This window comes from Sphingomonas sp. BK481 (genome assembly GCF_014194875.1).
Taxonomy (GTDB): domain Bacteria; phylum Pseudomonadota; class Alphaproteobacteria; order Sphingomonadales; family Sphingomonadaceae; genus Sphingomonas; species Sphingomonas aerolata.
The window spans coordinates 235,231-255,955 of sequence record NZ_JACIAP010000004.1 but is presented as its reverse complement, the minus strand read 5'-3'; the positions used below and the strand labels follow the sequence as shown (position 1 = coordinate 255,955).

19 protein-coding genes are annotated in these 20,725 nt (G+C 64.7%); 18 read left to right on the top strand and 1 reads right to left on the bottom strand.

What is annotated here, in order from left to right:
* Positions 1 to 161: 161 nt before the first annotated feature.
* From FHY04_RS10275 to FHY04_RS10190, 18 genes are all read left to right on the top strand, one after another.
* Positions 162 to 536: an NADH-quinone oxidoreductase subunit A gene (locus tag FHY04_RS10275; protein ID WP_031393845.1), complete on the top strand. Its 375-nt coding sequence runs from the start codon at positions 162 to 164 to the stop codon at positions 534 to 536.
* A complete protein-coding gene (locus FHY04_RS10270) occupies positions 527 to 1,096 on the top strand; it encodes an NADH-quinone oxidoreductase subunit B family protein (protein ID WP_037527518.1) in 570 nt (189 codons plus the stop codon). Before FHY04_RS10275 ends, FHY04_RS10270 begins: the two co-directional genes overlap by 10 nt.
* Positions 1,093 to 1,941, top strand: a complete 849-nt coding sequence (locus FHY04_RS10265; protein WP_183936335.1) for an NADH-quinone oxidoreductase subunit C — start codon at positions 1,093 to 1,095, stop codon at positions 1,939 to 1,941. Before FHY04_RS10270 ends, FHY04_RS10265 begins: the two co-directional genes overlap by 4 nt.
* Before the next feature lie 20 nt (positions 1,942 to 1,961).
* A complete protein-coding gene (locus tag FHY04_RS10260) occupies positions 1,962 to 3,173 on the top strand; it encodes an NADH-quinone oxidoreductase subunit D (protein ID WP_197975229.1) in 1,212 nt (403 codons plus the stop codon).
* Complete coding sequence (locus FHY04_RS10255; RefSeq protein WP_183936334.1) at positions 3,173 to 3,841, top strand: NAD(P)H-dependent oxidoreductase subunit E; 669 nt, start codon at positions 3,173 to 3,175, stop codon at positions 3,839 to 3,841. The genes FHY04_RS10260 and FHY04_RS10255 overlap by 1 nt, the downstream gene beginning before the upstream one ends.
* Positions 3,841 to 5,142 carry an NADH-quinone oxidoreductase subunit NuoF gene (gene nuoF, locus FHY04_RS10250; protein ID WP_031393840.1) on the top strand — a complete coding sequence of 434 codons (1,302 nt, stop codon included), beginning with the start codon at positions 3,841 to 3,843 and terminating at the stop codon, positions 5,140 to 5,142. Before FHY04_RS10255 ends, nuoF begins: the two co-directional genes overlap by 1 nt.
* Positions 5,142 to 7,136 carry an NADH-quinone oxidoreductase subunit NuoG gene (gene nuoG / locus FHY04_RS10245; RefSeq protein ID WP_183936333.1) on the top strand — a complete coding sequence of 665 codons (1,995 nt, stop codon included), beginning with the start codon at positions 5,142 to 5,144 and terminating at the stop codon, positions 7,134 to 7,136. The genes nuoF and nuoG overlap by 1 nt, the downstream gene beginning before the upstream one ends.
* On the top strand, positions 7,133 to 8,182 hold the full coding sequence (gene nuoH, locus FHY04_RS10240) for an NADH-quinone oxidoreductase subunit NuoH (protein ID WP_031393838.1): 1,050 nt from the start codon (positions 7,133 to 7,135) through the stop codon (positions 8,180 to 8,182). The genes nuoG and nuoH overlap by 4 nt, the downstream gene beginning before the upstream one ends.
* On the top strand, positions 8,179 to 8,664 hold the full coding sequence (nuoI, locus tag FHY04_RS10235) for an NADH-quinone oxidoreductase subunit NuoI (RefSeq protein WP_031393837.1): 486 nt from the start codon (positions 8,179 to 8,181) through the stop codon (positions 8,662 to 8,664). The genes nuoH and nuoI overlap by 4 nt, the downstream gene beginning before the upstream one ends.
* A gap of 119 nt (positions 8,665 to 8,783) precedes the next feature.
* Positions 8,784 to 9,395 (top strand): NADH-quinone oxidoreductase subunit J, encoded by a 612-nt coding sequence (locus FHY04_RS10230; RefSeq protein ID WP_031440949.1) that lies wholly within the window; start codon positions 8,784 to 8,786, stop codon positions 9,393 to 9,395.
* Positions 9,392 to 9,700: an NADH-quinone oxidoreductase subunit NuoK gene (gene nuoK, locus FHY04_RS10225; protein ID WP_031393835.1), complete on the top strand. Its 309-nt coding sequence runs from the start codon at positions 9,392 to 9,394 to the stop codon at positions 9,698 to 9,700. Before FHY04_RS10230 ends, nuoK begins: the two co-directional genes overlap by 4 nt.
* A 5-nt stretch (positions 9,701 to 9,705) precedes the next feature.
* Positions 9,706 to 11,814, top strand: coding sequence for an NADH-quinone oxidoreductase subunit L (nuoL, locus tag FHY04_RS10220; protein WP_183936332.1), 2,109 nt, complete (start codon positions 9,706 to 9,708; stop codon positions 11,812 to 11,814).
* Positions 11,814 to 13,346, top strand: coding sequence for an NADH-quinone oxidoreductase subunit M (locus FHY04_RS10215; protein ID WP_183936331.1), 1,533 nt, complete (start codon positions 11,814 to 11,816; stop codon positions 13,344 to 13,346). Before nuoL ends, FHY04_RS10215 begins: the two co-directional genes overlap by 1 nt.
* Positions 13,346 to 14,791 (top strand): NADH-quinone oxidoreductase subunit NuoN, encoded by a 1,446-nt coding sequence (nuoN, locus tag FHY04_RS10210; protein WP_183936330.1) that lies wholly within the window; start codon positions 13,346 to 13,348, stop codon positions 14,789 to 14,791. The genes FHY04_RS10215 and nuoN overlap by 1 nt, the downstream gene beginning before the upstream one ends.
* Positions 14,758 to 15,525 carry a biotin--[acetyl-CoA-carboxylase] ligase gene (locus FHY04_RS10205; RefSeq protein WP_183936329.1) on the top strand — a complete coding sequence of 256 codons (768 nt, stop codon included), beginning with the start codon at positions 14,758 to 14,760 and terminating at the stop codon, positions 15,523 to 15,525. The genes nuoN and FHY04_RS10205 overlap by 34 nt, the downstream gene beginning before the upstream one ends.
* A 72-nt stretch (positions 15,526 to 15,597) precedes the next feature.
* Positions 15,598 to 16,374, top strand: a complete 777-nt coding sequence (locus tag FHY04_RS10200; protein ID WP_183936328.1) for a type III pantothenate kinase — start codon at positions 15,598 to 15,600, stop codon at positions 16,372 to 16,374.
* Between the two features lie 63 nt (positions 16,375 to 16,437).
* On the top strand, positions 16,438 to 18,075 hold the full coding sequence (locus FHY04_RS10195; RefSeq protein WP_031393779.1) for a ribonuclease J: 1,638 nt from the start codon (positions 16,438 to 16,440) through the stop codon (positions 18,073 to 18,075).
* A 4-nt stretch (positions 18,076 to 18,079) separates the two neighbouring features.
* Positions 18,080 to 18,361 (top strand): DUF1467 family protein, encoded by a 282-nt coding sequence (locus tag FHY04_RS10190; protein ID WP_031393778.1) that lies wholly within the window; start codon positions 18,080 to 18,082, stop codon positions 18,359 to 18,361.
* A 23-nt stretch (positions 18,362 to 18,384) separates the two neighbouring features.
* On the opposite strand, the gene FHY04_RS10185 is transcribed toward FHY04_RS10190, so the two are convergent.
* Positions 18,385 to 20,580 (bottom strand): hypothetical protein, encoded by a 2,196-nt coding sequence (locus tag FHY04_RS10185; RefSeq protein WP_311724422.1) that lies wholly within the window; start codon positions 20,578 to 20,580, stop codon positions 18,385 to 18,387.
* Between the last annotated feature and the right edge of the window lie 145 nt (positions 20,581 to 20,725).

Below are 20,725 nucleotides of genomic sequence, written 5' to 3'. Positions count from 1 at the left end.
GCGCCTGGCGGTTGCCGTTGCTTGCGGAACCATGCAGGTAACGCAGGTTTCCCGCGGGGCTCATACAGCTCTTGCGAGTGATTCTCACGGGCTGCTAGCCTTGCCCCACGGGGCCCATCGGCCTAAAGGCTCCCCATCTGTTCGCATCTGCGAGAAGCCATTTGGTCGACCTGTCGCACTATCTTCCGATCCTCCTGTTCCTCGGGGTCGCCATCGCATTGTCGAGCACGTTCGTGTTCCTGCCGATGGCTGTCTCCAGGCTCACCGGGTCGCACAAGCCTACGCCCGAGAAGCTGAGCGAATATGAGTGCGGCTTCCCCGCATTCGAGGATCCGCGCAGCCAGTTCGACGTGCGCTTCTACCTGATCGCCATCCTCTTCATCATCTTCGATCTCGAGGCGGCGTTTCTGTTTCCCTGGGCCGTCTCGGTCTTCACGCTCGGCTGGACCGCGTGGATCTCGATGATGATCTTTATCGGCGAACTGGCCCTTGGCCTCGCCTATGCATGGAAGAAGGGAGCACTCGATTGGGAGTAGAGCTCACATCGCAGCCCGGTTCCGGTCTGCTGGCACCCGCCGGCGGTGGCGCGATCGTGCCGCCCGACCAGGGCTTTTTCGACGGCCTGAACGGTGAACTGACCGACAAGGGTTTCCTGGTCACCTCGACCGAGGAGCTGTTCCAGTGGGCCCGTACCGGCTCGCTGTGGTGGATGACGTTCGGGCTCGCCTGCTGCGCGGTCGAGATGATCCACGTGAACATGCCGCGCTACGATCTCGAGCGCTTCGGTGCCGCACCGCGCGCGTCGCCGCGTCAGTCGGACGTGATGATCGTCGCCGGGACGCTGTGCAACAAGATGGCGCCCGCACTTCGCAAGGTCTACGACCAGATGTCGGAGCCGAAATACGTGATCTCGATGGGATCCTGCGCGAACGGCGGCGGCTATTATCATTATAGCTACAGCGTCGTGCGCGGTTGTGACCGGATCGTGCCCGTCGACATCTATGTCCCCGGGTGCCCGCCGACCGCGGAAGCGTTGCTGTACGGCATCATGCAGTTGCAGCGGAAGATCCGGCGGTCCGGGAGCATTGAACGGTGAGGGCGCCCGCACCAGCCTATGCCGCCAATGACGGCACGATCGACGCGGCCCGCGCGGCGCTCGGCGGCATGCTGCTCGACGCGGTCGACAAGGTCGGCGAGGTCGCTCTGCACGTCCGTCGTGAAGACCTGTACGACGCGATGATCGCGTTGCGCGATACGCCGGGGCTTGCCTATCAGCAGCTCATGGAAATCGCCGGCGTCGACTATCCCGATCGTGCCGAGCGGTTCGAGGTCGTCTATTGCATGCTGTCGCTGACGCGGAACCACCGCCTGCGCGTCCATGTCGCGACCGACGAGGACAAGCCGGTGCCGTCGGTTACCGACATCTGGCCGGTCGCCGGCTGGCTCGAGCGTGAAGTGTACGACATGTACGGCGTGCTGTTCAGCGGCAACCCGGACCTGCGCCGCATCCTGACCGATTACGGCTTTCGCGGCCATCCGCAGCGCAAGGACTTCCCGCTGACGGGCTATGTCGAGCTGCGCTATTCGGAAGAGGCAAAGCGCGTCGTGTACGAGCCGGTGCAGCTCGCGCAGGATTTCCGCACGTTCGATTTCATGAGTCCGTGGGAGGGCGCCGAATACGTCCTTCCGGGTGACGAGAAGGGCGCGCTGCCACAGGCCAAGGGCACGCAGACGCCGCTGTCGGCCGATACGATCGTCAAGGCGGATGCGGCGCAGAGCGCGACCAAGGCGCCCGACGCGCCGAGCGAGCCCTATGCGAAGAAGGACGTCCAGAACACCACGCAGAGCGGTGCGGGCGAGCCCGATCCGGGCAACCAGAAGCAGGACAAGCCCGTGGAGTCGGACGTGATCCCGACCAAGGGCGGAGGACAGAACCAGTGAGTCTCTATGTAGAGGAGCTTCTGGGCGAGGGCGATGCGGCCGATCCCACGACCGGCGACGTCACGATCCAGAACTACACGATCAACTTCGGTCCACAGCATCCCGCGGCGCACGGCGTGCTCCGTCTGGTCATGGAGCTCGACGGCGAGATCGTCGAGCGCGTCGATCCGCATGTCGGGCTGCTTCACCGCGGCACCGAGAAGCTGATCGAGTACAAGACCTACACGCAGGCGCTCCCGTATTTCGATCGTCTCGATTACTGCTCGCCGCTGTGCATGGAGCATAGCTGGGTGCTGGCGGTCGAGAAGCTGCTCGACCTCGAAGTCCCTGAGCGTGCGCAGTATTTGCGTGTGTTCTTCGCCGAGCTGACGCGCATCTCGAACCACATGCTCAACCTCGGCAGCCACGTCATGGACGTCGGCGCGATGACGCCGAACCTGTGGCTGTTCGAGATCCGCGAAGACTGCATGAACTTCTTCGAGCGCGTCAGCGGCGCGCGCATGCATTCCAACTATTTCCGTCCCGGTGGCGTGCATCAGGATGCACCGCTCAAGCTGCTCGCCGATATCGGCGACTGGCTCGACACGCGCCTGCCGCGGCTGTTCGAGGATGCGATTTCGCTTGTCGCGGACAACCGCATCTTCAAGCAGCGTAACGTCGACATCGCGATCGTCAGCCGTGACGATGCGATCAAATGGGGCTTTTCGGGTCCGATGATCCGCGGATCGGGCATCGCCTGGGATCTGCGCAAGTCACAGCCCTATGACGTCTATGCCAAGATGGACTTCGACGTGCCGGTCGGCACGCGTGGCGACTGCTATGACCGGTTCATGGTGCGCGTCGAGGAAGTGCGTCAGTCGGCACGGATCATGAAGCAGTGCCTGCGCGACATGCCCGAGGGGCCGATCGCCTCGCTCGACCGCAAGGTCGTGCCGCCCAAGCGCGCGGAGATGAAGCAGTCGATGGAAGCACTGATCCATCACTTCAAGCTCTATACCGAGGGCTTCCATGTGCCCGCCGGCGACGTCTATGTCGCGACCGAGAGCCCCAAGGGCGAGTTCGGCGTGTATCTGGTCGCCGACGGCAGCAACAAGCCGTATCGCTGCAAGATCCGCCCGACCGCGTTTTCGCATCTCCAGGCCTTCGACTTCATGGCGAAGGGTCACATGCTGGCAGATACGACCGCGATCCTCGGCGCGATGGATATCGTTTTTGGTGAATGTGACCGCTGATGGCTGAAGCTCCGAAAATTCCCGATGAGGCAGAGACCCGCGCACGCTGGGGCTCGTTCGCCTGGACGGACGAGAACCAGGTGAAGGCGAACGAGATCCTCGGGCGCTACCCGAAGGGCCGCGAACAGTCGGCGTCGATCCCGTTCCTCGATCTTGCCCAGCGCCAGGTTGGTGCGGAAACGCAGACGCAGGGCTGGTTGCCGGTGCCGGTGATCGAGTTCGTCGCGCGTCAGATCGGCGTGCCGTACATGCGTGTCTACGAAGTCGTGACCTTCTACACGATGTTCAATCTCGCACCGGTCGGTCGCTATCACGTGCAGGTCTGCGGCACGACGCCGTGCATGCTGCGCGGGTCGGACGACGTGCTGGCCGCGTGCAAGAACCGGGGCCTCGTCAAGGGCGGCACGACGCCGGACGGCATGTTCACGCTGACCGAGGTCGAGTGCCTGGGCACCTGCGCGAACGCGCCAATGGTTCAGATCAACGACGATAACTTCGAAGATCTCGATTACGACAAGACGACCGAGATCCTCGAGGCGCTCGCCAGTGGCGGCACGCCGACGCCGGGGCCGCAGTTCGGCCGCCGCGCGAGCTGCCCCGAAGGCGGCCCGACCTCGCTCAAGGCGATGGTCGACGCGAACCAAGATTACCGGGGGGAGTGGGCCTGATGCTCGCCGACAAGGACCGCATCTTCACCAACGTCTACGGTTTTCAGCCGTGGAACATCGACGCCGCGATCATGCGCGGCGATTGGGACAATACCAAGGACCTGATGGCGCTCGGCCAGGACGCGATCATCGACGTGATGAAGGCGTCGGGTCTGCGTGGCCGCGGTGGGGCAGGGTTCCCGACCGGCACCAAATGGTCGTTCATGCCCAAGGAGCCGAAGCCCGACCGGCCGAACTTCCTCGTCATCAACGCCGATGAATCCGAGCCGGGCAGCTGCAAGGATCGCGAGATCATCCGTCACGATCCGCACAAGCTGATCGAGGGCGCGCTGATCGCCGGGTTCGCGATGCGTGCGCGTGCCGCGTACATCTACATCCGCGGCGAATATATCCGTGAGGCCGAGACGCTGTTCGCGGCGGTTGCCGAGGCCTATGATCGTGGCTTCGTCGGCAAGAATGCGTGCGGGTCGGGCTACGACTTCGACGTGTTCGTCCACCGTGGTGCGGGCGCGTACATCTGCGGCGAAGAGACCGCGATGCTCGAGAGCCTCGAGGGCAAGAAGGGCCAGCCGCGGCTAAAGCCGCCATTCCCGGCGGGTGCGGGCCTTTATGGCTGCCCGACGACCGTCAACAACGTCGAATCGATCGCGGTCGCACCGACGATCCTGCGGCGCGGTGCGGCCTGGTTCTCGAGCTTCGGCGCAGAGAACAACCGCGGCACCAAGCTGTTCCAGATCAGCGGGCACGTGAACAAGCCCTGCGTCGTCGAGGAAGAGATGAGCATCTCGTTCCGCGACCTGATCGAGACGCATTGCGGCGGGATTCGTGGCGGCTGGGACAATCTGCTCGCGGTGATCCCGGGCGGCTCCTCGGTGCCGCTGGTGCCCGCCGCGCAGATCATGGACTGCGCGATGGATTTCGATGGCCTGAAGGCGGTCGGTTCGGGCCTCGGCACCGCGGCGATCATCGTCATGGACAAGTCGACCGACATCGTCCGTGCGATCAGCCGCATCTCCTACTTCTACAAGCATGAGAGCTGCGGCCAGTGCACGCCGTGCCGCGAAGGCACCGGCTGGATGTGGCGCGTGATGGAGCGGATGCGCACAGGCGATGCCGAGCTGTCCGAGATCGACATGCTCCAGCAGGTCACGAAGCAGGTCGAGGGTCACTCGATCTGCGCGCTCGGCGACGCCGCAGCCTGGCCGATCCAGGGCCTGATCAAGCATTTCCGCCCCGAGATGGAACGCCGTATCCGCGAACGTGGTGGTGACACCGCGCCGATGATGGAAGCCGCAGAGTAATGCCCTTAGTCAAAGTCGATGGCGTAGAGATCGAGGTGCCGCAGGGTGCCACCGTGCTGCAGGCGTGCGAGCTTGCCGGCAAGGAGATCCCGCGTTTCTGTTATCATGAGCGGCTGAGCATCGCCGGCAATTGCCGGATGTGCCTGGTCGAGGTGAAGCCTGGTCCGCCCAAGCCGCAGGCGTCGTGCGCACTGCCGGCCGCGGACAAGCAGGAGATCTTCACCAACTCGCCGATGGTCAAGAATGCCCGCGAGGGCATCATGGAATTCCTGCTGATCAACCATCCGCTCGATTGCCCGATCTGCGATCAGGGTGGCGAGTGCGATCTGCAGGACCAGTCGGTCGCCTATGGCCGCGGCCATTCGCGCTATGACGAGAACAAGCGCGCGGTCACCGAGAAATATATGGGTCCGATCGTGAAGACGGTCATGACCCGCTGCATCCAGTGCACGCGCTGCATCCGCTTTGCCGAGGAAGTGTCTGGCGTCGAGGAGATCGGTGCGATCTTCCGCGGCGAGGACATGCAGATCACCTCGTATCTTGAGAATGCGGTCAAGAGCGAGCTGTCGGGTAACGTCGTCGATCTGTGCCCGGTAGGCGCGCTGACGTCGAAGCCCTACGCGTTCGAGGCGCGTCCGTGGGAACTCCGCAAGACGTTGACGATCGACGTCATGGACGCGGTCGGCACCAACATCCGGCTCGACAGCCGTGGTCGCCAGGTGCTGCGTTGCGTGCCGCGGATCAACGAGGACGTGAACGAGGAGTGGGCGACCGACAAGACGCGCCATGCGATCGACGGCCTGGTCCGTCGTCGTCTCGACAAGCCTTATGTCCGCGTGAACGGCAAGCTCCAGCCCGCAACGTGGGACGAGGCCTTTGCAGCGATCAAGGCGGTTGATGCCGGGTCGAGCGTGGCCGCGGTCGCAGGCGACCTGGTCGACTGTGAGACGATGTACGCCGCCAAGGCGCTGCTCGCGAAGATGGGCTCGACGATGCTCGAAGGCCGCCAGACCGGCATGGCCTATGACGCGTCGAACATCGCTGCGGTCAATTTCAACACGACGATCGCCGGTACCGAGCGTGCCGACGCGATCCTGCTGGTGGGCACCAACCTGCGCTGGGAAGCGCCGCTGGTGAACACGCGGGTTCGCAAGGCGATCAAGAAGGGCGCGAAGGTCTTCGCGATCGGCCCTGAGACCGAGCTGACCTACAAGGTCGAGTGGCTCGGCGACGATCTGGCCCTGCTCGGCACTCTGCCCGACGCAGTGACCGAGGCGTTCGGCAAGGCCGAGCGTCCGATGGTGATCGTCGGTGGCGCGGCGCTGAAGGGTGGCCACGGCGCCGCACTGAAGCTCGTCGACACGCTGGGCCTCGTCAAGGACGGCTGGAACGGCTTCAACGTCGTCCATATGGCCGCGTCGCGGATGGGCGGGCTGATGCTCGGCTATGCGCAGACGGGCGGAATCGCTGACGTGATGGGGGCGAAGCTCGGCTTCTTCCTCGGCGCGGACGAGGTCGATTTCAGCCAGTTCGCGGGCTTCAAGGTGTTCGTGGGGCATCACGGCGACAAGGGTGCGGCGGCTGCCGACGTCATCCTGCCGGGCGTGACCTATGCCGAGAAGTCGGGAACCTGGGTCAATCTCGAAGGTCGCGTCCAGCGCGGCGAGCGTGCAGTGTTCGCCCCCGGCGATGCGCGCGACGACTGGTCGATCTTCCGCGCGCTGTCCGACACGCTCGGCCACACGCTGCCGTTCGACAGCTTCGAGGGGCTGCGCGAAGAGATGTTCGCTGCCGTTCCCGCGCTGCGTCACCAGGCGCTCGCGACGTTCGAGTGGAGCCCGCCGTCGCTCGACGGTGCAGGCGAGGGGGTTCTGACCGGCTATCCGATCAAGGACTTCTACCTGACCAACGCGATCTGCCGCGCATCGCCGACGATGCAGCGCTGCTCGGCTGAACTTCTCCACGGGGAAGACTTTGCGGAGGCAGCCGAATGATCTCCTGGTTCGAATCTTCGCTCGGTTACGACTGGGCGTTCTTCCTCGCGACGATCATCGACATTCTCGCGATCGCGCTGCCGGTGATGCTGGCGGTTGCGATGATCATCTATGCCGATCGCAAGATCTGGGCGGCGATGGCGCTTCGGCGTGGTCCGAACGTGGTGGGTCCGTTCGGCCTGCTGCAGAGCTTCGCCGACGGTCTGAAGGTGTTCCTGCAGGAGACGATCGTCCCCGCAGCCGCCAATCGCGCGCTGTTCCTGCTGGCGCCGATCATCACCTTCACGGTCGCGCTGATCGTCTGGGCGGTGATCCCGTTCCAGCCCGGCGTCGTGCTCGCGGACATCAATGTCGGCTTGCTCTACGTGCTCGCGGCGTCGTCGCTCGGCGTGTACGGGATCATCCTCGCGGGCTGGGCGTCGAATTCAAAATATCCGTTCTACTCGGCGCTGCGTGCGGCCGCGCAGATGGTCAGCTACGAAGTCGCGATCGGGTTCATCCTGATCTCGGTCGTGCTGTGGTCGGGCACGTTCAACCTGTCCGGCATCGTGACCGCGCAGCAGAACATGTTCGGGCTGCATATCAACGGCTACATCGTCAATCCGCTGCTGTTCCCGATGGCGGTGATGTTCTTCATCTCGAGCCTCGCGGAAACGCAGCGTGCACCGTTCGATCTGACCGAGGCGGAGAGCGAGCTCGTCGCCGGTTACCAGACCGAATATTCGTCGATGGCGTTCGCACTGTTCTGGCTGGGTGAGTACGCCAACGTCATCCTGATGTGTGCGCTCAACGCGACGCTCTTCTGGGGTGGGTGGCTGCCGCCGGTTGACTGGGCACCGCTCTATTACGTGCCGGGGATCATCTGGCTGTTCGCCAAGATCCTGTTCTTCTTCTTCCTGTTCAGCTGGGTGAAGGCGACCGTGCCGCGCTATCGCTATGATCAGCTGATGCGGCTCGGCTGGAAGATTTTCCTGCCCGTCTCGCTGTTCTGGGTTTTCCTCGTGTCGGGCGTGTTAATGCTGACGCGCGTTGGAGTGGGTTCATGAGCGTTGCTCAGATCATCAAATCGTTCACCCTGTGGGAATTCGTGAAGGCGCACGCGTTGACGCTTCGCTATTTCTTCAAGGAAAAGGCGACGATCAACTATCCGTACGAGCGTAACCCGGTGTCCCCGCGGTTCCGCGGCGAGCATGCGCTGCGTCGTTATCCCAATGGCGAAGAGCGGTGCATCGCGTGCAAGCTGTGCGAGGCCGTGTGCCCCGCCCAGGCGATCACGATCGAGGCCGAGCCGCGCGACGACGGCTCGCGCCGCACGACGCGCTACGACATCGACATGACCAAGTGCATCTATTGCGGCCTGTGCGCCGAGGCGTGCCCGGTCGATGCGATCGTCGAGGGTCCGAATTATGAATTCTCGACCGAGACGCGCGAAGAGCTGATCTACGACAAGTCGAAGCTGCTCGATAACGGCGATCGCTGGGAAAGCGCGATCGCGGCGAACCTTGCCGCCGATGCGCCGTACCGTTAAGCGAGCGCCGCGATGACACAGATTAACTCCGTCATCCCAGCGCAGGCTGGGATCTCCCCGTTTCCGAGCGCGCCCGCGCGGCGTGAGACCCCGGCTTTCGCTGGGGTGACGAGGACCTCATGATCCAGGCCTTAGCCTTTTACCTCTTCGCCTTCGTCGTCGTCCTGTCGGGCGCCATGACGATCGCGTCGCGCAATCCGGTCCATTCGGTGATGTGGCTGATCCTCGCCTTCTTCAACGCGGCGGGTCTGATGATCCTCGTCGGGGCCGAGTTCATCGCGATGCTGCTCGTCATCGTCTATGTCGGTGCGGTCGCGGTGCTGTTCCTGTTCGTCGTCATGATGCTCGACATCGACTTTGCCGAAATGCGTGCCGGCGTGGCACGGTACTTCGGTATCGGGCTGGCGCTCGCGGTCGCACTCGCGGCCGAGGTGATGATCGCGATCGGCGCATGGAGCACGGGGCCGATCCAGCTCGCACGGCGCGCGGCGCCGATCGATGCGCGGGTGCCCAACATCCAGGCGATCGGCAACCTGCTCTACACGCGCTATCTGTTCGTGTTCGAGGCGGCCGGGCTCGTCCTGCTGGTCGCGATGATCGGCGCAATCGTGCTGACGCATCGACAGCGTGGCGGCGTGAAGGCGCAGAACATCAGCCGTCAGAACGCACGCCGTCCGCAGGACGCAACGCGCAATACGCGCCCGGTCGTCGGGCAGGGAGTCGAACTGTGACGATCGGTCTCGTCCACTACCTCGTCGTCGCGGCGATCCTGTTCACCATGGGGGTGCTCGGCATCTTCCTGAACCGCAAGAACCTCATCGTCATTCTGATGGCGATCGAGCTCATCCTGCTCGCGGTGAACATCAATCTCGTCGCCTTCTCGGCCTTCCTCAACGATCTCGTCGGACAGGTGTTCGCGATGTTCGTGCTAACGGTCGCGGCGGGTGAGGCCGCGATCGGCCTGGCCATTCTGGTCATCTATTTCCGCGGTCGCGGCACCATTGCGGTCGACGACGTCAACCGGATGAAGGGGTAATACGGTTGATCCAGCTTATCGTCTTCCTGCCGTTACTGGCCGCGATCGTTGCCGGGTTCGGCAATCGCGCGATCGGCAACGTGCCGGCGAAAATCGTCACCACGGCCGCGTTGTTCGCGTCGTGCCTGTTATCCTGGCCGATCTTCCTCGGTTTCATGGCGGGCACCAGCAGCGCGACCGTCGAGCCGTTGCTCAACTTCATCCAGTCGGGCGACATGAACGTTGCGTGGTCGCTGCGCGTCGATGCGCTGACCGCGGTGATGCTCGTCGTCGTCACCTCGGTGTCGGCACTCGTCCATCTGTATAGCTGGGGCTATATGGACGAGGATCCCGACCAGCCGCGCTTCTTTGCGTATCTGTCGCTGTTCACCTTTGCGATGCTGATGCTGGTTACCGCGAACAACCTCGTCCAGATGTTCTTCGGCTGGGAAGGGGTGGGCCTCGCATCCTACCTCCTGATCGGGTTCTGGTTCCGCAAGCCCTCGGCCAGCGCCGCCGCGATCAAGGCGTTCGTCGTCAACCGTGTCGGCGATCTGGGCTTCATGCTCGGCATCTTCGGCACGTTCCTGGTATTCGGCACTGTCTCGATCCCCGAGATCCTGGCGGCTGCACCCGGTATGGCCGGCTCGACGATCGGCTTCCTCGGCTACCGCTTCGATACGATGACGGTGCTCTGCCTGCTGCTGTTCGTCGGCGCGATGGGCAAGTCGGCACAGCTCGGCCTGCACACCTGGCTGCCGGACGCGATGGAGGGGCCGACGCCGGTGTCGGCGCTGATCCACGCGGCGACCATGGTCACCGCAGGCGTGTTCATGGTGTGCCGCCTGTCGCCGATGTTCGAGATGAGCCCGGTCGCGCTGACGGTGGTCACCTCGGTCGGAGCCGCGACCTGCCTGTTCGCCGCCACTTGCGGCCTCGTCCAGACCGACATCAAGCGCGTCATCGCCTATTCGACCTGTTCGCAGCTCGGCTACATGTTCTTCGCCGCGGGCGTCGGCGCCTACGGCGCGGCGATGTTCCACCTGTTCACGCATGCCTTCTTCAAGGCGCTGCTGTTCCTGGGTGCCGGCTCGGTGATCCATGCGATGCACCATGAGCAGGACATGCGCTATTATGGTGGCCTGCGTAAGGAGATCCCGGTGACGTTCTGGGGCATGATGGCGGGTACGCTCGCGATCACCGGCGTCGGCATCCCCGGCATCTTCGGCAACACCGCATTCGGGTTCGCAGGCTTCCATTCGAAGGATGCGATCATCGAGGCGAGCTGGGCTGCGGGTCAGCCGGGCGTGTGGTTCGTCGGTGTGCTCGTCGCGCTGCTCACCAGCTTCTATTCGTGGCGCGTGATGTTCCTCACCTTCTGGGGCAAGCCGCGCTGGGCCGCATCGGAGCACATCCAGCATGCGCTCCACGACGCCCATGGTCACGACGACCATGCGCACGACGCGCATCACGTCGACGATCATCATGCGAACCCGGCCAAGGCCGAGGACGCAGGCCATGCGCCGCATGATCATCACGATGCCGTGCATGCGCCGGCGGAAGGCGATGGCGGGTATCACCCGCATGAGAGCCCGCTGCCGATGCTGATCCCGCTGATCGTCCTGTCGATCGGTGCGGTGCTGGCGGGCTTCGTCTTCCACGGTTACTTCATCGAGCCGAGTGCAGGCGAAGAGTTCTGGAAGGGCGCACTCGCGTTCCGCGAACATCTGATGCACGAGATGCACGGCGTGCCGCTCATCATCAAACTGTCGGCGACGATCGCGATGCTGCTCGGCCTGCTGACCGCCTGGTACGCCTATATCAAGAACCCGTCCTTCCCAGGCAAGGTGATCGAACAGTTCGGCGTGCTCTACGACTTCCTGCTGCATAAGTGGTATTTCGACGAGCTGTACGACCTGATTTTCGTCCGCCCCGCCTTCGCGATTGGCCGCTTCCTGTGGCACCGCGGTGACGAGAAGACGATCAACCGGTTCGGCCCCGACGGGTCGGCCTGGCTGGTCCAAGTCGGCGCGCGCGTCGCCGGCCGCTTCCAGACGGGATATCTCTACACCTATGCCTTCGTCATGCTGATCGGCCTGACAGCCGCCGTAACCTGGGCGATCGGACTCTATTGATGACCGGCTTTCCTATCCTTTCCGTCCTGATCGCGGTCCCGATGATCGCGGCCATCGTGTGCCTGTTCGTCTCGGCGAACACGGCCCGGATGCTCGCGCTGGCGGCAACGCTGATCGACTTCGCGCTCGGCATCATGCTGTGGATGAACTTCGACATCGGCGGCGCACAGTGGCAGTTCGTCGAGCATGCCCCCGGCATCTTTGGGCCGTTCGGTTGGTCGCTCGGCATCGACGGCTTCGCTCTGATGCTGATCATGCTCAGCGTGTTCCTGATGCCGATCTGCATCGGCGCCAGCTGGCGCTCGATCACGACGCGCGTGCCGGAATACATGGCGGCGTTCCTGTTCACCGAAGTGCTGATGATCGGCACGTTCGCGGCGCAGGATCTGTTCCTGTTCTACGTCTTCTTCGAAGCCGGCCTGATCCCGATGTACCTGATCATCGGTATCTGGGGTGGCGCGAACCGGATCTACGCGTCGTACAAGTTCTTCCTGTACACGCTGCTCGGCTCGGTCCTGATGTTCATCGCGATGCTGTACATGGCGAAGACCGCGGGCACGACGAGCATCCCGGCGCTGCTGAACTACGACTTCCCGGCGCATGTGCAGACCTGGCTGTGGCTGGCGTTCTTCGCGTCGTTTGCCGTCAAGATGCCGATGTGGCCGGTCCATACCTGGTTGCCCGACGCGCACGTGCAGGCGCCGACCGCAGGGTCGGTGATCCTGGCGGGCGTACTGCTGAAGCTCGGCGGATACGGCTTCCTGCGCTTCCTGTTGCCGATGTTCCCCGAAGCCTCGGGCCAGCTGACCTGGCTGATCTTCGGCCTGTCGGCGGTCGCGGTGATCTACACGTCGCTGGTCGCGCTCGTGCAGTCGGACATGAAGAAGCTGATCGCCTATTCGTCGGTGGCGCACATGGCGATCGTCACAATCGGTCTGTTCGCGTTCAACCGCCAGGGCATCGAAGGCGCGATGATCATGATGCTAAGCCACGGGCTGGTATCGGGTGCATTGTTCCTGTGCGTCGGCGTGATCTACGACCAGCTCCATACCCGCGAAATCTCGCGCTATGGCGGCTTGGCAATCAACATGCCGCGCTATGCGATCTTCTTCCTGTTCTTCACCATGGCGTCGATCGGGCTGCCGGGGACCAGCGGCTTCGTCGCCGAGTTCCTGTCGCTGATGGGCACCTATCAGGTCTCGACCTGGACGGCCCTGCTTTGCACGACGAGCATCATCCTCGGCGCGGCATACATGCTGTATCTTTACCGTCGCGTGGTCTTTGGCGAGATCAAGTCGGACGAGGTTCGCGGCATGGTCGATCTGTCGGCGCGAGAATTCTGGTTGCTCGCGCCGATCGCAGCCGTCGTGCTGTGGATGGGCGTCTATCCCGAGAGCTTCCTCGCGCCGATGCGCAAGGATGTGAGCGTCCTGCTCGCGCGCGTCGACCGCGCCAAGCCGGCCAGCGATTCGAACCCAACTGCGGGGAAGCCCGCCACCGTGCATGAAGCCGCGCACGGGGAGGCACACTGATGGAATACGCCGCTAACATCGCAATGACGCTGCCCGAGCTGGTGCTGGCACTGGGGGCGATCGCGCTGATGCTCGTCTCGGCCTGGGGCGGGGACTCGTCGACGCGCGCCGTGTCGATCGCCTCCGTGTTCGTTCTGGTTGGTGCCGGGATCGCGCTGGTCGGTCCGGCATCGTCGGGCGGCTATGCGTTCGACGGCCTCTACCGTGCCGATGCGTTCGGTGCGTTTGCCAAGGTGCTGATCTACATCGCATCCGCGGTCGCGATCATGATGGCGCCGAGCTTCTTCGCGCGGTCGCAGGGCGAGGATCTTCGTCCCGAATACCCCGTGCTGATCCTGTTGTCGGCGTGCGGCATGGGCATCATGGTCTCGGCCAGCGACATGCTGACGCTCTATGTCGGTCTCGAGCTGCAGAGCCTTGCAGCGTATGTCCTCGCCAGCTTCATGCGGCGCGACGGGCGCTCGGCCGAGGCAGGCCTCAAATATTTCGTGCTCGGCGCGCTCGCCAGCGGCATCCTATTATACGGCATCTCGCTGGTCTACGGTTTCAGCGGCACGACATTGTTCTCGGGCATCGCCGACGCCTATGCCGGGACCAAGTCGCTCGGCCTGCTGTTCGGTCTGGTGTTCGTGTTCGCAGGGCTCGCATTCAAGATCAGCGCAGTGCCGTTCCACATGTGGACGCCCGACGTCTATGAGGGCGCACCGACCCCGGTCACCGCGTTCTTCGCCTCGGCCCCCAAGGTCGCGGCAATGGCGATGGCGGTGCGCGTCGCGATCGAGGCGATGGGGCCGGCGACGGACCAGTGGCGTCAGATCGTGATCTTCGCGGCGCTCGCCTCGATCATCCTCGGCGCGGTCGCCGCGATCGGCCAGACCAACGTCAAGCGCCTGCTGGCCTATTCGTCGATCAACAATGTCGGCTTCGCACTGATCGGTCTTGCCGCGGGGACGCCCGAGGGCGTGTCGGGCGTGCTGATGTATCTGACCATCTATGTCGCGATGACATTGGGCTCGTTCCTGGTCGTGCTGCAGATGCGCGGCGATGACGGGCAGCCGGTCGAGACGATCGCGAGCCTTGCGGGTATGTCGCGGACGCGGCCGGGGCTTGCCGCAGCACTCGCGATCTTCATGTTCAGCCTTGCCGGCATCCCGCCGCTGTTCGGCTTCTATGCGAAGTTCGCGGTGTTCAGTGCGGCCGTCGATGCAGGCCTCTTCCCGCTGGCCGTGGTCGGCATCGCGGCATCGGTGATCGGCGCCTATTATTACCTGCGCGTCGTCAAGACGATGTACTTCGACGATCCGGCACCCGCCTTTGCGCCGATGGAGAACAAGGTCGAGGGCGGGTTGATCGCGCTGGCGGCGGTGTTCGTCTCGCCGGCCGGCTATCTGCTCATCCCCGTGCTCGGCGCATGGACGATGGCGGCAGCGCGGGCGTTGTTCTGAGCATCATCCGTACCGTTGCGGAGACAGGATCGACCAATGCCGACCTGCTGGCGCTGGCCCGCACCGGCGCCGATGACGGCCTCTGGCTGAGGGCGGTTCGGCAGACTGCAGGACGCGGCCGACAGGGGCGGGAATGGTCATCGCCCGACGGTAATCTCTATGCGAGCACGCTGGTGCGGCTGCGTCCGAGCGATCCGCCCGCCGCCAGCCTCGCGCTCGTCGCGGCGGTCGCGTTGTATGAGGCCGTGTCGACCTTCGTCGTCGCCGGTATCCGACAGGGAACCACGGACTCGAGCGCGACGCTGCTGCTCAAATGGCCGAACGACCTGTTACTTGCCGGTGCCAAGCTGTCGGGGATCCTGCTCGAGCGGGCCGACGATGCGGTCGTGGTTGGCTTTGGGGTCAACATTGCGCACCATCCCGAGCTGGCCGATCGCAAGACGACCGATCTCACGGTGCATGGCGTCGTCATTGAGCCCGCGTCGTTCCTCGACATCCTTGCCGACGGGTTTGCGCGCTGGGTCGCGCGTTGGCGGACGGAGGGGCTGGCGCCCGTCCGTGCGCGCTGGGTCGATTGCGCGCATCCGGCGGGCACCGCGCTGACCGCGCGGCTCGCGGACGGCGACGCGGTCGAGGGACTGTTCGTGGGGCTCGATAGCGATGGCGCGTTGATCCTGCGCACCGCGACGGGCGAGCGTCGTGTCATCCACGCCGCCGACATATTCCTGCTGTGATGCGGCGCGTCATCGCCATCGCCGCGGGTCTCGACTATGCACTATCCGCACGGAAAGGTTGAAGGTCCCCGCATGCTGCTCGCCATCGATGCCGGCAATACCAATGTCGTGTTCGCGCTCGTCGAGAAGGGCGTCATCGTGGCGCGGTGGCGGATCGCGACCGATCCACGCCGCACGGCGGACGAATATGCGGTGTGGCTGAGCCAGCTGATGCAGCTCGGTGGGCATGACCGGGGCGCGGTCGAGGGCGTGATCATCGCGACGGTGGTGCCGCGCGCGCTGCACAATCTGCAGGTCCTCGCGTCGAAATATTTCGCGACCGAGGCGCTGATCGCCGGCCGCGCGCCGGTCGAATGGGGGATCGCGATCGATGTCGACGAGCCCGCCTCGCTGGGCGCTGATCGTGCGGTCAACACGATCGCCGCGCACGCGCTGCACGACGGCGACCTGATCGTCATCGATTTCGGCACGGCGACGACGTTCGACCTCGTCGACTATCGCGGCGCGTATAAGGGCGGCATCATCGCGCCGGGGATCAACCTGTCGCTCGACGCGCTGGTCACTGCCGCGGCCAAATTGCCGCGGATCGCGATTGAGGCACCCGGCGATACCAGCGTGATCGGGCTGAACACGGTCTCGCAGATGCACATCGGCATCTATTGGGGCTATGTCGCGATGATCGAGGGGCTGGTGGCGCGAATGAAGGCCGAGGTCGGACGCCCGGTCAAGGTCATCGCGACCGGCGGACTTGCTACCCTCTTCGAAAAACAGACCGACGTGTTCGACGTCATCGAGGCCGACCTGACGATCCAGGGGCTGGCGATGATGTGGGACCGTCACCATATCTAGGGCCATTGGGCTCGCGCCAACCGGCCTGCGGGCCACATTCCCCTGTAATCCTGAAAGTAATCAATGACTCCGAAGAACGAACTCCTTTTCTGTGGCCTTGGCGGCTCCGGCGAAATCGGCATGAACGTCAACCTGTATGGCTGCCAGGGCAAATGGGTGATGGTCGATCTCGGCATCACCTTTGCAGATCCGCAATATCCCGGCGTCGACGTCATCCTGCCCGACCTGTCCTTCATTGAGGAGCGGATCGACGATCTACTCGGCATCGTGATCACGCATGGCCATGAGGACCATATCGGATCGCTGCCCTATCTCGCCGAAGATCTGGGCGTGCCGATCTATGCGACGCCGTTCACGATGGGCCTGGTCCGCGGCAAGCTCGAGGAAGAGGGGATCGCCAACCGCGTGAAACTCAAGATGATTCCGATGGGCGGCAACTTCCAGCTCGGGCCGTTCGGCTTCACCTTCGTCGAAATGTCGCATTCGATCCCCGAGGCGAACGCGCTGCTGATCGACACGCCCTATGGCCGCGTGTTCCACACCGGCGACTGGAAGCTCGACAAGAACCCGGTGATCGGCAATCCGACCAAGCCAGAAGGCTTCATGGCGATCGGCGACAAGGGCGTCGACGTGCTGGTCTGCGATTCGACCAACATCTTCAACACCACCGCGTCGGGCAGCGAGAGCACGGTCCGCAAGGGCCTGTTCGAAGAGGTCAGCAAGGCCAAGGGCCGGGTGATGATCACCAGCTTCGCGTCGAACGCCGCACGGCTTCACACGTTCGGCGAAGTGGCGAAGGAAACCGGGCGCAAGCTGTGCGTCACCGGACGCTCGCTCGACCGGATCATCAAGGTCGCGCGTGCGACGGGGTATCTGAAGGACTTCCCCGAGACGATCGATCCCGACACCGCGATGCGTCTGCCCAAGAACAAGGTTCTGATCATCGCCACCGGCGGGCAGGGCGAGGAGCGTGCCGCGCTCGCGCGCGTCGCCAATGGCAGCCACACGATCACGCTCGAGGCCGATGACACGGTGATCTTCTCGTCGAAGCAGATTCCCGGCAACGAGGTCCAGATCGGCCGCATCCAGAACACGCTGGCCGCCAAGGGCATCCGGATGGTGACCGAGCGCCAGGCGCACGTTCACGTCTCGGGCCATCCCGGCCAGCCGGAACTGGCGCAGATGTACGAGTGGCTGCGTCCCGACACGCTGATCCCGACGCATGGCGAGATGCGCCACATGATGGAGCATGCGCGCTTCGGGCTGGAGCAGGGGATCCCCCGTGCGCTTGTGCAGAGCAACGGCGACATCGTCCGGCTCGCGCCAAAGGGGCCGGTCAAGATCGGCAATGCGACGGTTGGCCGTCTGGTCCTCGACGGTGACGTGATCCTGCCGGCGGACGGCACGACGCTGAACGAGCGTCGCAAGCTGGCGATCAACGGCCAGATTTCGGTCGCGGTGGCGATCGGCAAGGACGGGCGGATGCTCGGCCAGCCGCAGGTCCGCGTTCAGGGCGTGCCTGTCGAGGAAGATCGTGCCGCGTTCGTCGCGGATGCGGTCCAGGCGGTTGCCGACACCGTGCGGGGCGGCAAGCGCGATATCGACAAGATGCGCGAGCAGGTCCGGCTTGCGGTCCGCAAGGTCTCGACGCGCTGGACCGGCAAGAAGCCGATCGTCGACGTTCTGCTGATCGAAGGCTGAGCCGATGCGCTGGACCTCGGCACTCGCGATCTACGTCCTGTTCTGGGCGTTCTCGGTGTTCCTGGTCCTGCCATTCGGTGTACGGACGACGCGTGAGGTCGGGGGCGAAACCGTCCCCGGCCAGTCCGAAAGCGCGCCGCATGATTTCCACGCCGGCCGCGTTGCCTGGCGCGTGACGATCGTCGCGACGACGCTGTTCGTGCTGTTCCAACTGAATTACGCTTACGGCTGGATCACGCCGCAGATGTTCGACCTGTTCGACACACGCGACATGGTCCGCCGCTAGCGCGACCGGGGCGGGCGCCCCCTTTAGCGGAGGCGTTCGATTGCCTGTGCGAGCGCCACGTAGAGTTTGCCCATATCCGACGAGAGCAGAGTGACACCGAGCGGTGAGCCGTCGCGCTGTGCCAGGATCGCGCGCAACATCGATTCGAAGTCGTGGATGTAGCGGTTCACCATCTCGCGGAAGCCCGCATCGTCGTCATACAGGTTCGCGATCGCGCGGGCATCGTTTGCATCTAGGATCCGCACCGCTCGCCGCGTGAAGACGCCGCGATCACCCTTGAGATAGGCGGCCCAAGCGCTGTCGGCGACTTCGGGCGCGAACGCCTTGGCGATATCGATCGAGGCCGAATTCAGCGATTCGATGAGCAGCGATACCCGCCGTGCGAAGGTGTCGCGGTCGGCGGTTTCGCGGTCGTTGCGCGCCTCTTCGAGCCGGGTTTCGACGACCGCGGTCTGTTGCGCAATCGCCTCGACCTGTGCCGCCAGCCGCTCGGTCGCGCGCGTCGTCGCGTCGACCGCGGCGTCGGTCGCGTCGCCGATCGCCTGGATCTGCCGATCGACGGTGTCGCCGGTCGCGCGGCGCAGTGCAGCACTGCTGGCGAGCTCGAGCGCCTGCGCGGCGTCGGGAATGACCTGAGCCAGCGTGTGGCGCGCGGTATCCGCCGCCGCGGTCGCGGTCTCGCGGACGCGCAGCAACGCCTCGACGAGACGGGGTGCGGCTTCCTCGGAGAAGCTGTTGGTGCGATCGATCGTCTCGTCGACCATCTGGCCAAGTGCGTCCGCTTTGGCGCGTCCCGAGGCCAGCGTGTCGAGCAGCGTGTTCGACAGGCGATCGAGCACGCTACGCTGTTCGGCGATGACACCGGCAATCGCCTCGATCGCATCGTGCGTGCTTTCGGCCGCGGTGACGAGCGCGAGCAGTTCGGGCTTTGCGGCCACGACGATCGCCTTGCTGTCGGCGACGCGCCGGTCGAGCCGTGAGAGCGCATCGGGCAGCGTTTCGTCAATCTCGCGCGCCGCGGCGTCGAGGGCGATCAGCAGCGATTCGGTCGTGCCGATCGTCCGCCCCGCCATCGCCTCGCCCGAGCGGAGCGCCTCGGTCATCGCATCCGCCGAGCCGCCCAGCGCGCTGATCGACGCAGCGAGCAACTGGGTTCGTTCGACACCATGATGGTGGAGCGTGTCGATGCGAGTCTCGACCTGGTCGAGGCCCGAACCGAGCGAGCCGAGGATAACCTCCCCGGCTGTACGCTGATCCTCAAGGCGGCGGGCAACCTGGGCGATCGCCGAATCGACGCCGGCGATCCGGTCGGCGATTGCCTCGGCGCTCGCGCGCGTCGCGCCGTCGAGTGCAGCCTGATTGGCACTGACCATCGCCAGCACCGCGTCACCCTGCGCGGCAATGCCCTTGCGTGCTTCGTCGACCGCATCGGCGGTGCGCCCGAGCAGCGCGTCGACCGCTGCGGACATCGTCTCGGTGACGGCCTCGAGCCGCGCGCCCGCGGTTTCGCTGGTCGCTTCCATCCGGATGATATGCGCGGCCAGCCGCTGCGCCGCGCCGCTCGCCACCGCATCGGCCTCCCGGCCACGGGCTGCCAGCGCGCCGATCTGCGCATCGAGGGCACCGGCATGTTCGCTGGCGGAAAGGCCGGCGCGCTCAAGCTGGTCCGCCATCGCTTCCGTCTCGGCATGCGCGCGCGGCAGCGAGGCGAGCAGGACACCGAGCGACGTCTGCGTCGCGTCGGCCGCGGCAACGAGGCTGCGCGTGTGTGCGTCGGCGCGTTCGATCTCGGTCGCGAAGCCTTCGCCGATCGCGCCGAGAAACTGATGCGCGGTCTCGCCCATCGTCATCAACGTGTCGACCTGATCCGCCAGATGACGGCGATTGCGGTCGATCGTCTGCGCAGTCGCGGCGACCGCCTGCTCGAGCCGGGCGGATTCCGCCTGCATCGCGCGCGCCGTGACACCGAACCGCGCCGCCTCGGCCCGGCTCGTCCGCATCGCGAGCAACCAGATGATGCCGATCAGCGCCGGCACGACGCACAGCGCTGCGAGGAGCTGGACCAGCGCGACCGGTCCGATCGCACCGATCTCGCCGCGGACGAGCCAGAGCATGACGGCGAGCCAGAGCAGGACCGCGGCGATTGCGGCACCTGCAAAGATCCGGCCGCGATCGGCGCCGTCGTCGTCCGCCGGCAGGATATAGTCGTCGATAAACACGGGTGCGCGTTCCTTCAAAGGCGGTGGTGGGACGTCGCCAAGGTCCGGATCCCGGGCAGGGTCCGCGCGCAGGCCGATGATGGAAGAACCCCCGTTCATGTCCGGGTTTTACCATGAAATCGGCTTTGACAAAGCGAATAGCGCA

Coding starts and splice junctions, on each gene's coding strand:
- FHY04_RS10255 (WP_183936334.1), top strand. CDS start 3,173: ATGGCTGAAGCTCCGAAAATTCCCGATGAGGCAGAGACCCGCGCACGC.
- nuoF (WP_031393840.1), top strand. CDS start 3,841: ATGCTCGCCGACAAGGACCGCATCTTCACCAACGTCTACGGTTTTCAG.
- nuoG (WP_183936333.1), top strand. CDS start 5,142: ATGCCCTTAGTCAAAGTCGATGGCGTAGAGATCGAGGTGCCGCAGGGT.
- nuoH (WP_031393838.1), top strand. CDS start 7,133: ATGATCTCCTGGTTCGAATCTTCGCTCGGTTACGACTGGGCGTTCTTC.
- nuoI (WP_031393837.1), top strand. CDS start 8,179: ATGAGCGTTGCTCAGATCATCAAATCGTTCACCCTGTGGGAATTCGTG.
- FHY04_RS10230 (WP_031440949.1), top strand. CDS start 8,784: ATGATCCAGGCCTTAGCCTTTTACCTCTTCGCCTTCGTCGTCGTCCTG.
- FHY04_RS10215 (WP_183936331.1), top strand. CDS start 11,814: ATGACCGGCTTTCCTATCCTTTCCGTCCTGATCGCGGTCCCGATGATC.
- nuoN (WP_183936330.1), top strand. CDS start 13,346: ATGGAATACGCCGCTAACATCGCAATGACGCTGCCCGAGCTGGTGCTG.
- FHY04_RS10205 (WP_183936329.1), top strand. CDS start 14,758: ATGGACGATGGCGGCAGCGCGGGCGTTGTTCTGAGCATCATCCGTACC.
- FHY04_RS10200 (WP_183936328.1), top strand. CDS start 15,598: ATGCTGCTCGCCATCGATGCCGGCAATACCAATGTCGTGTTCGCGCTC.
- FHY04_RS10195 (WP_031393779.1), top strand. CDS start 16,438: ATGACTCCGAAGAACGAACTCCTTTTCTGTGGCCTTGGCGGCTCCGGC.
- FHY04_RS10190 (WP_031393778.1), top strand. CDS start 18,080: ATGCGCTGGACCTCGGCACTCGCGATCTACGTCCTGTTCTGGGCGTTC.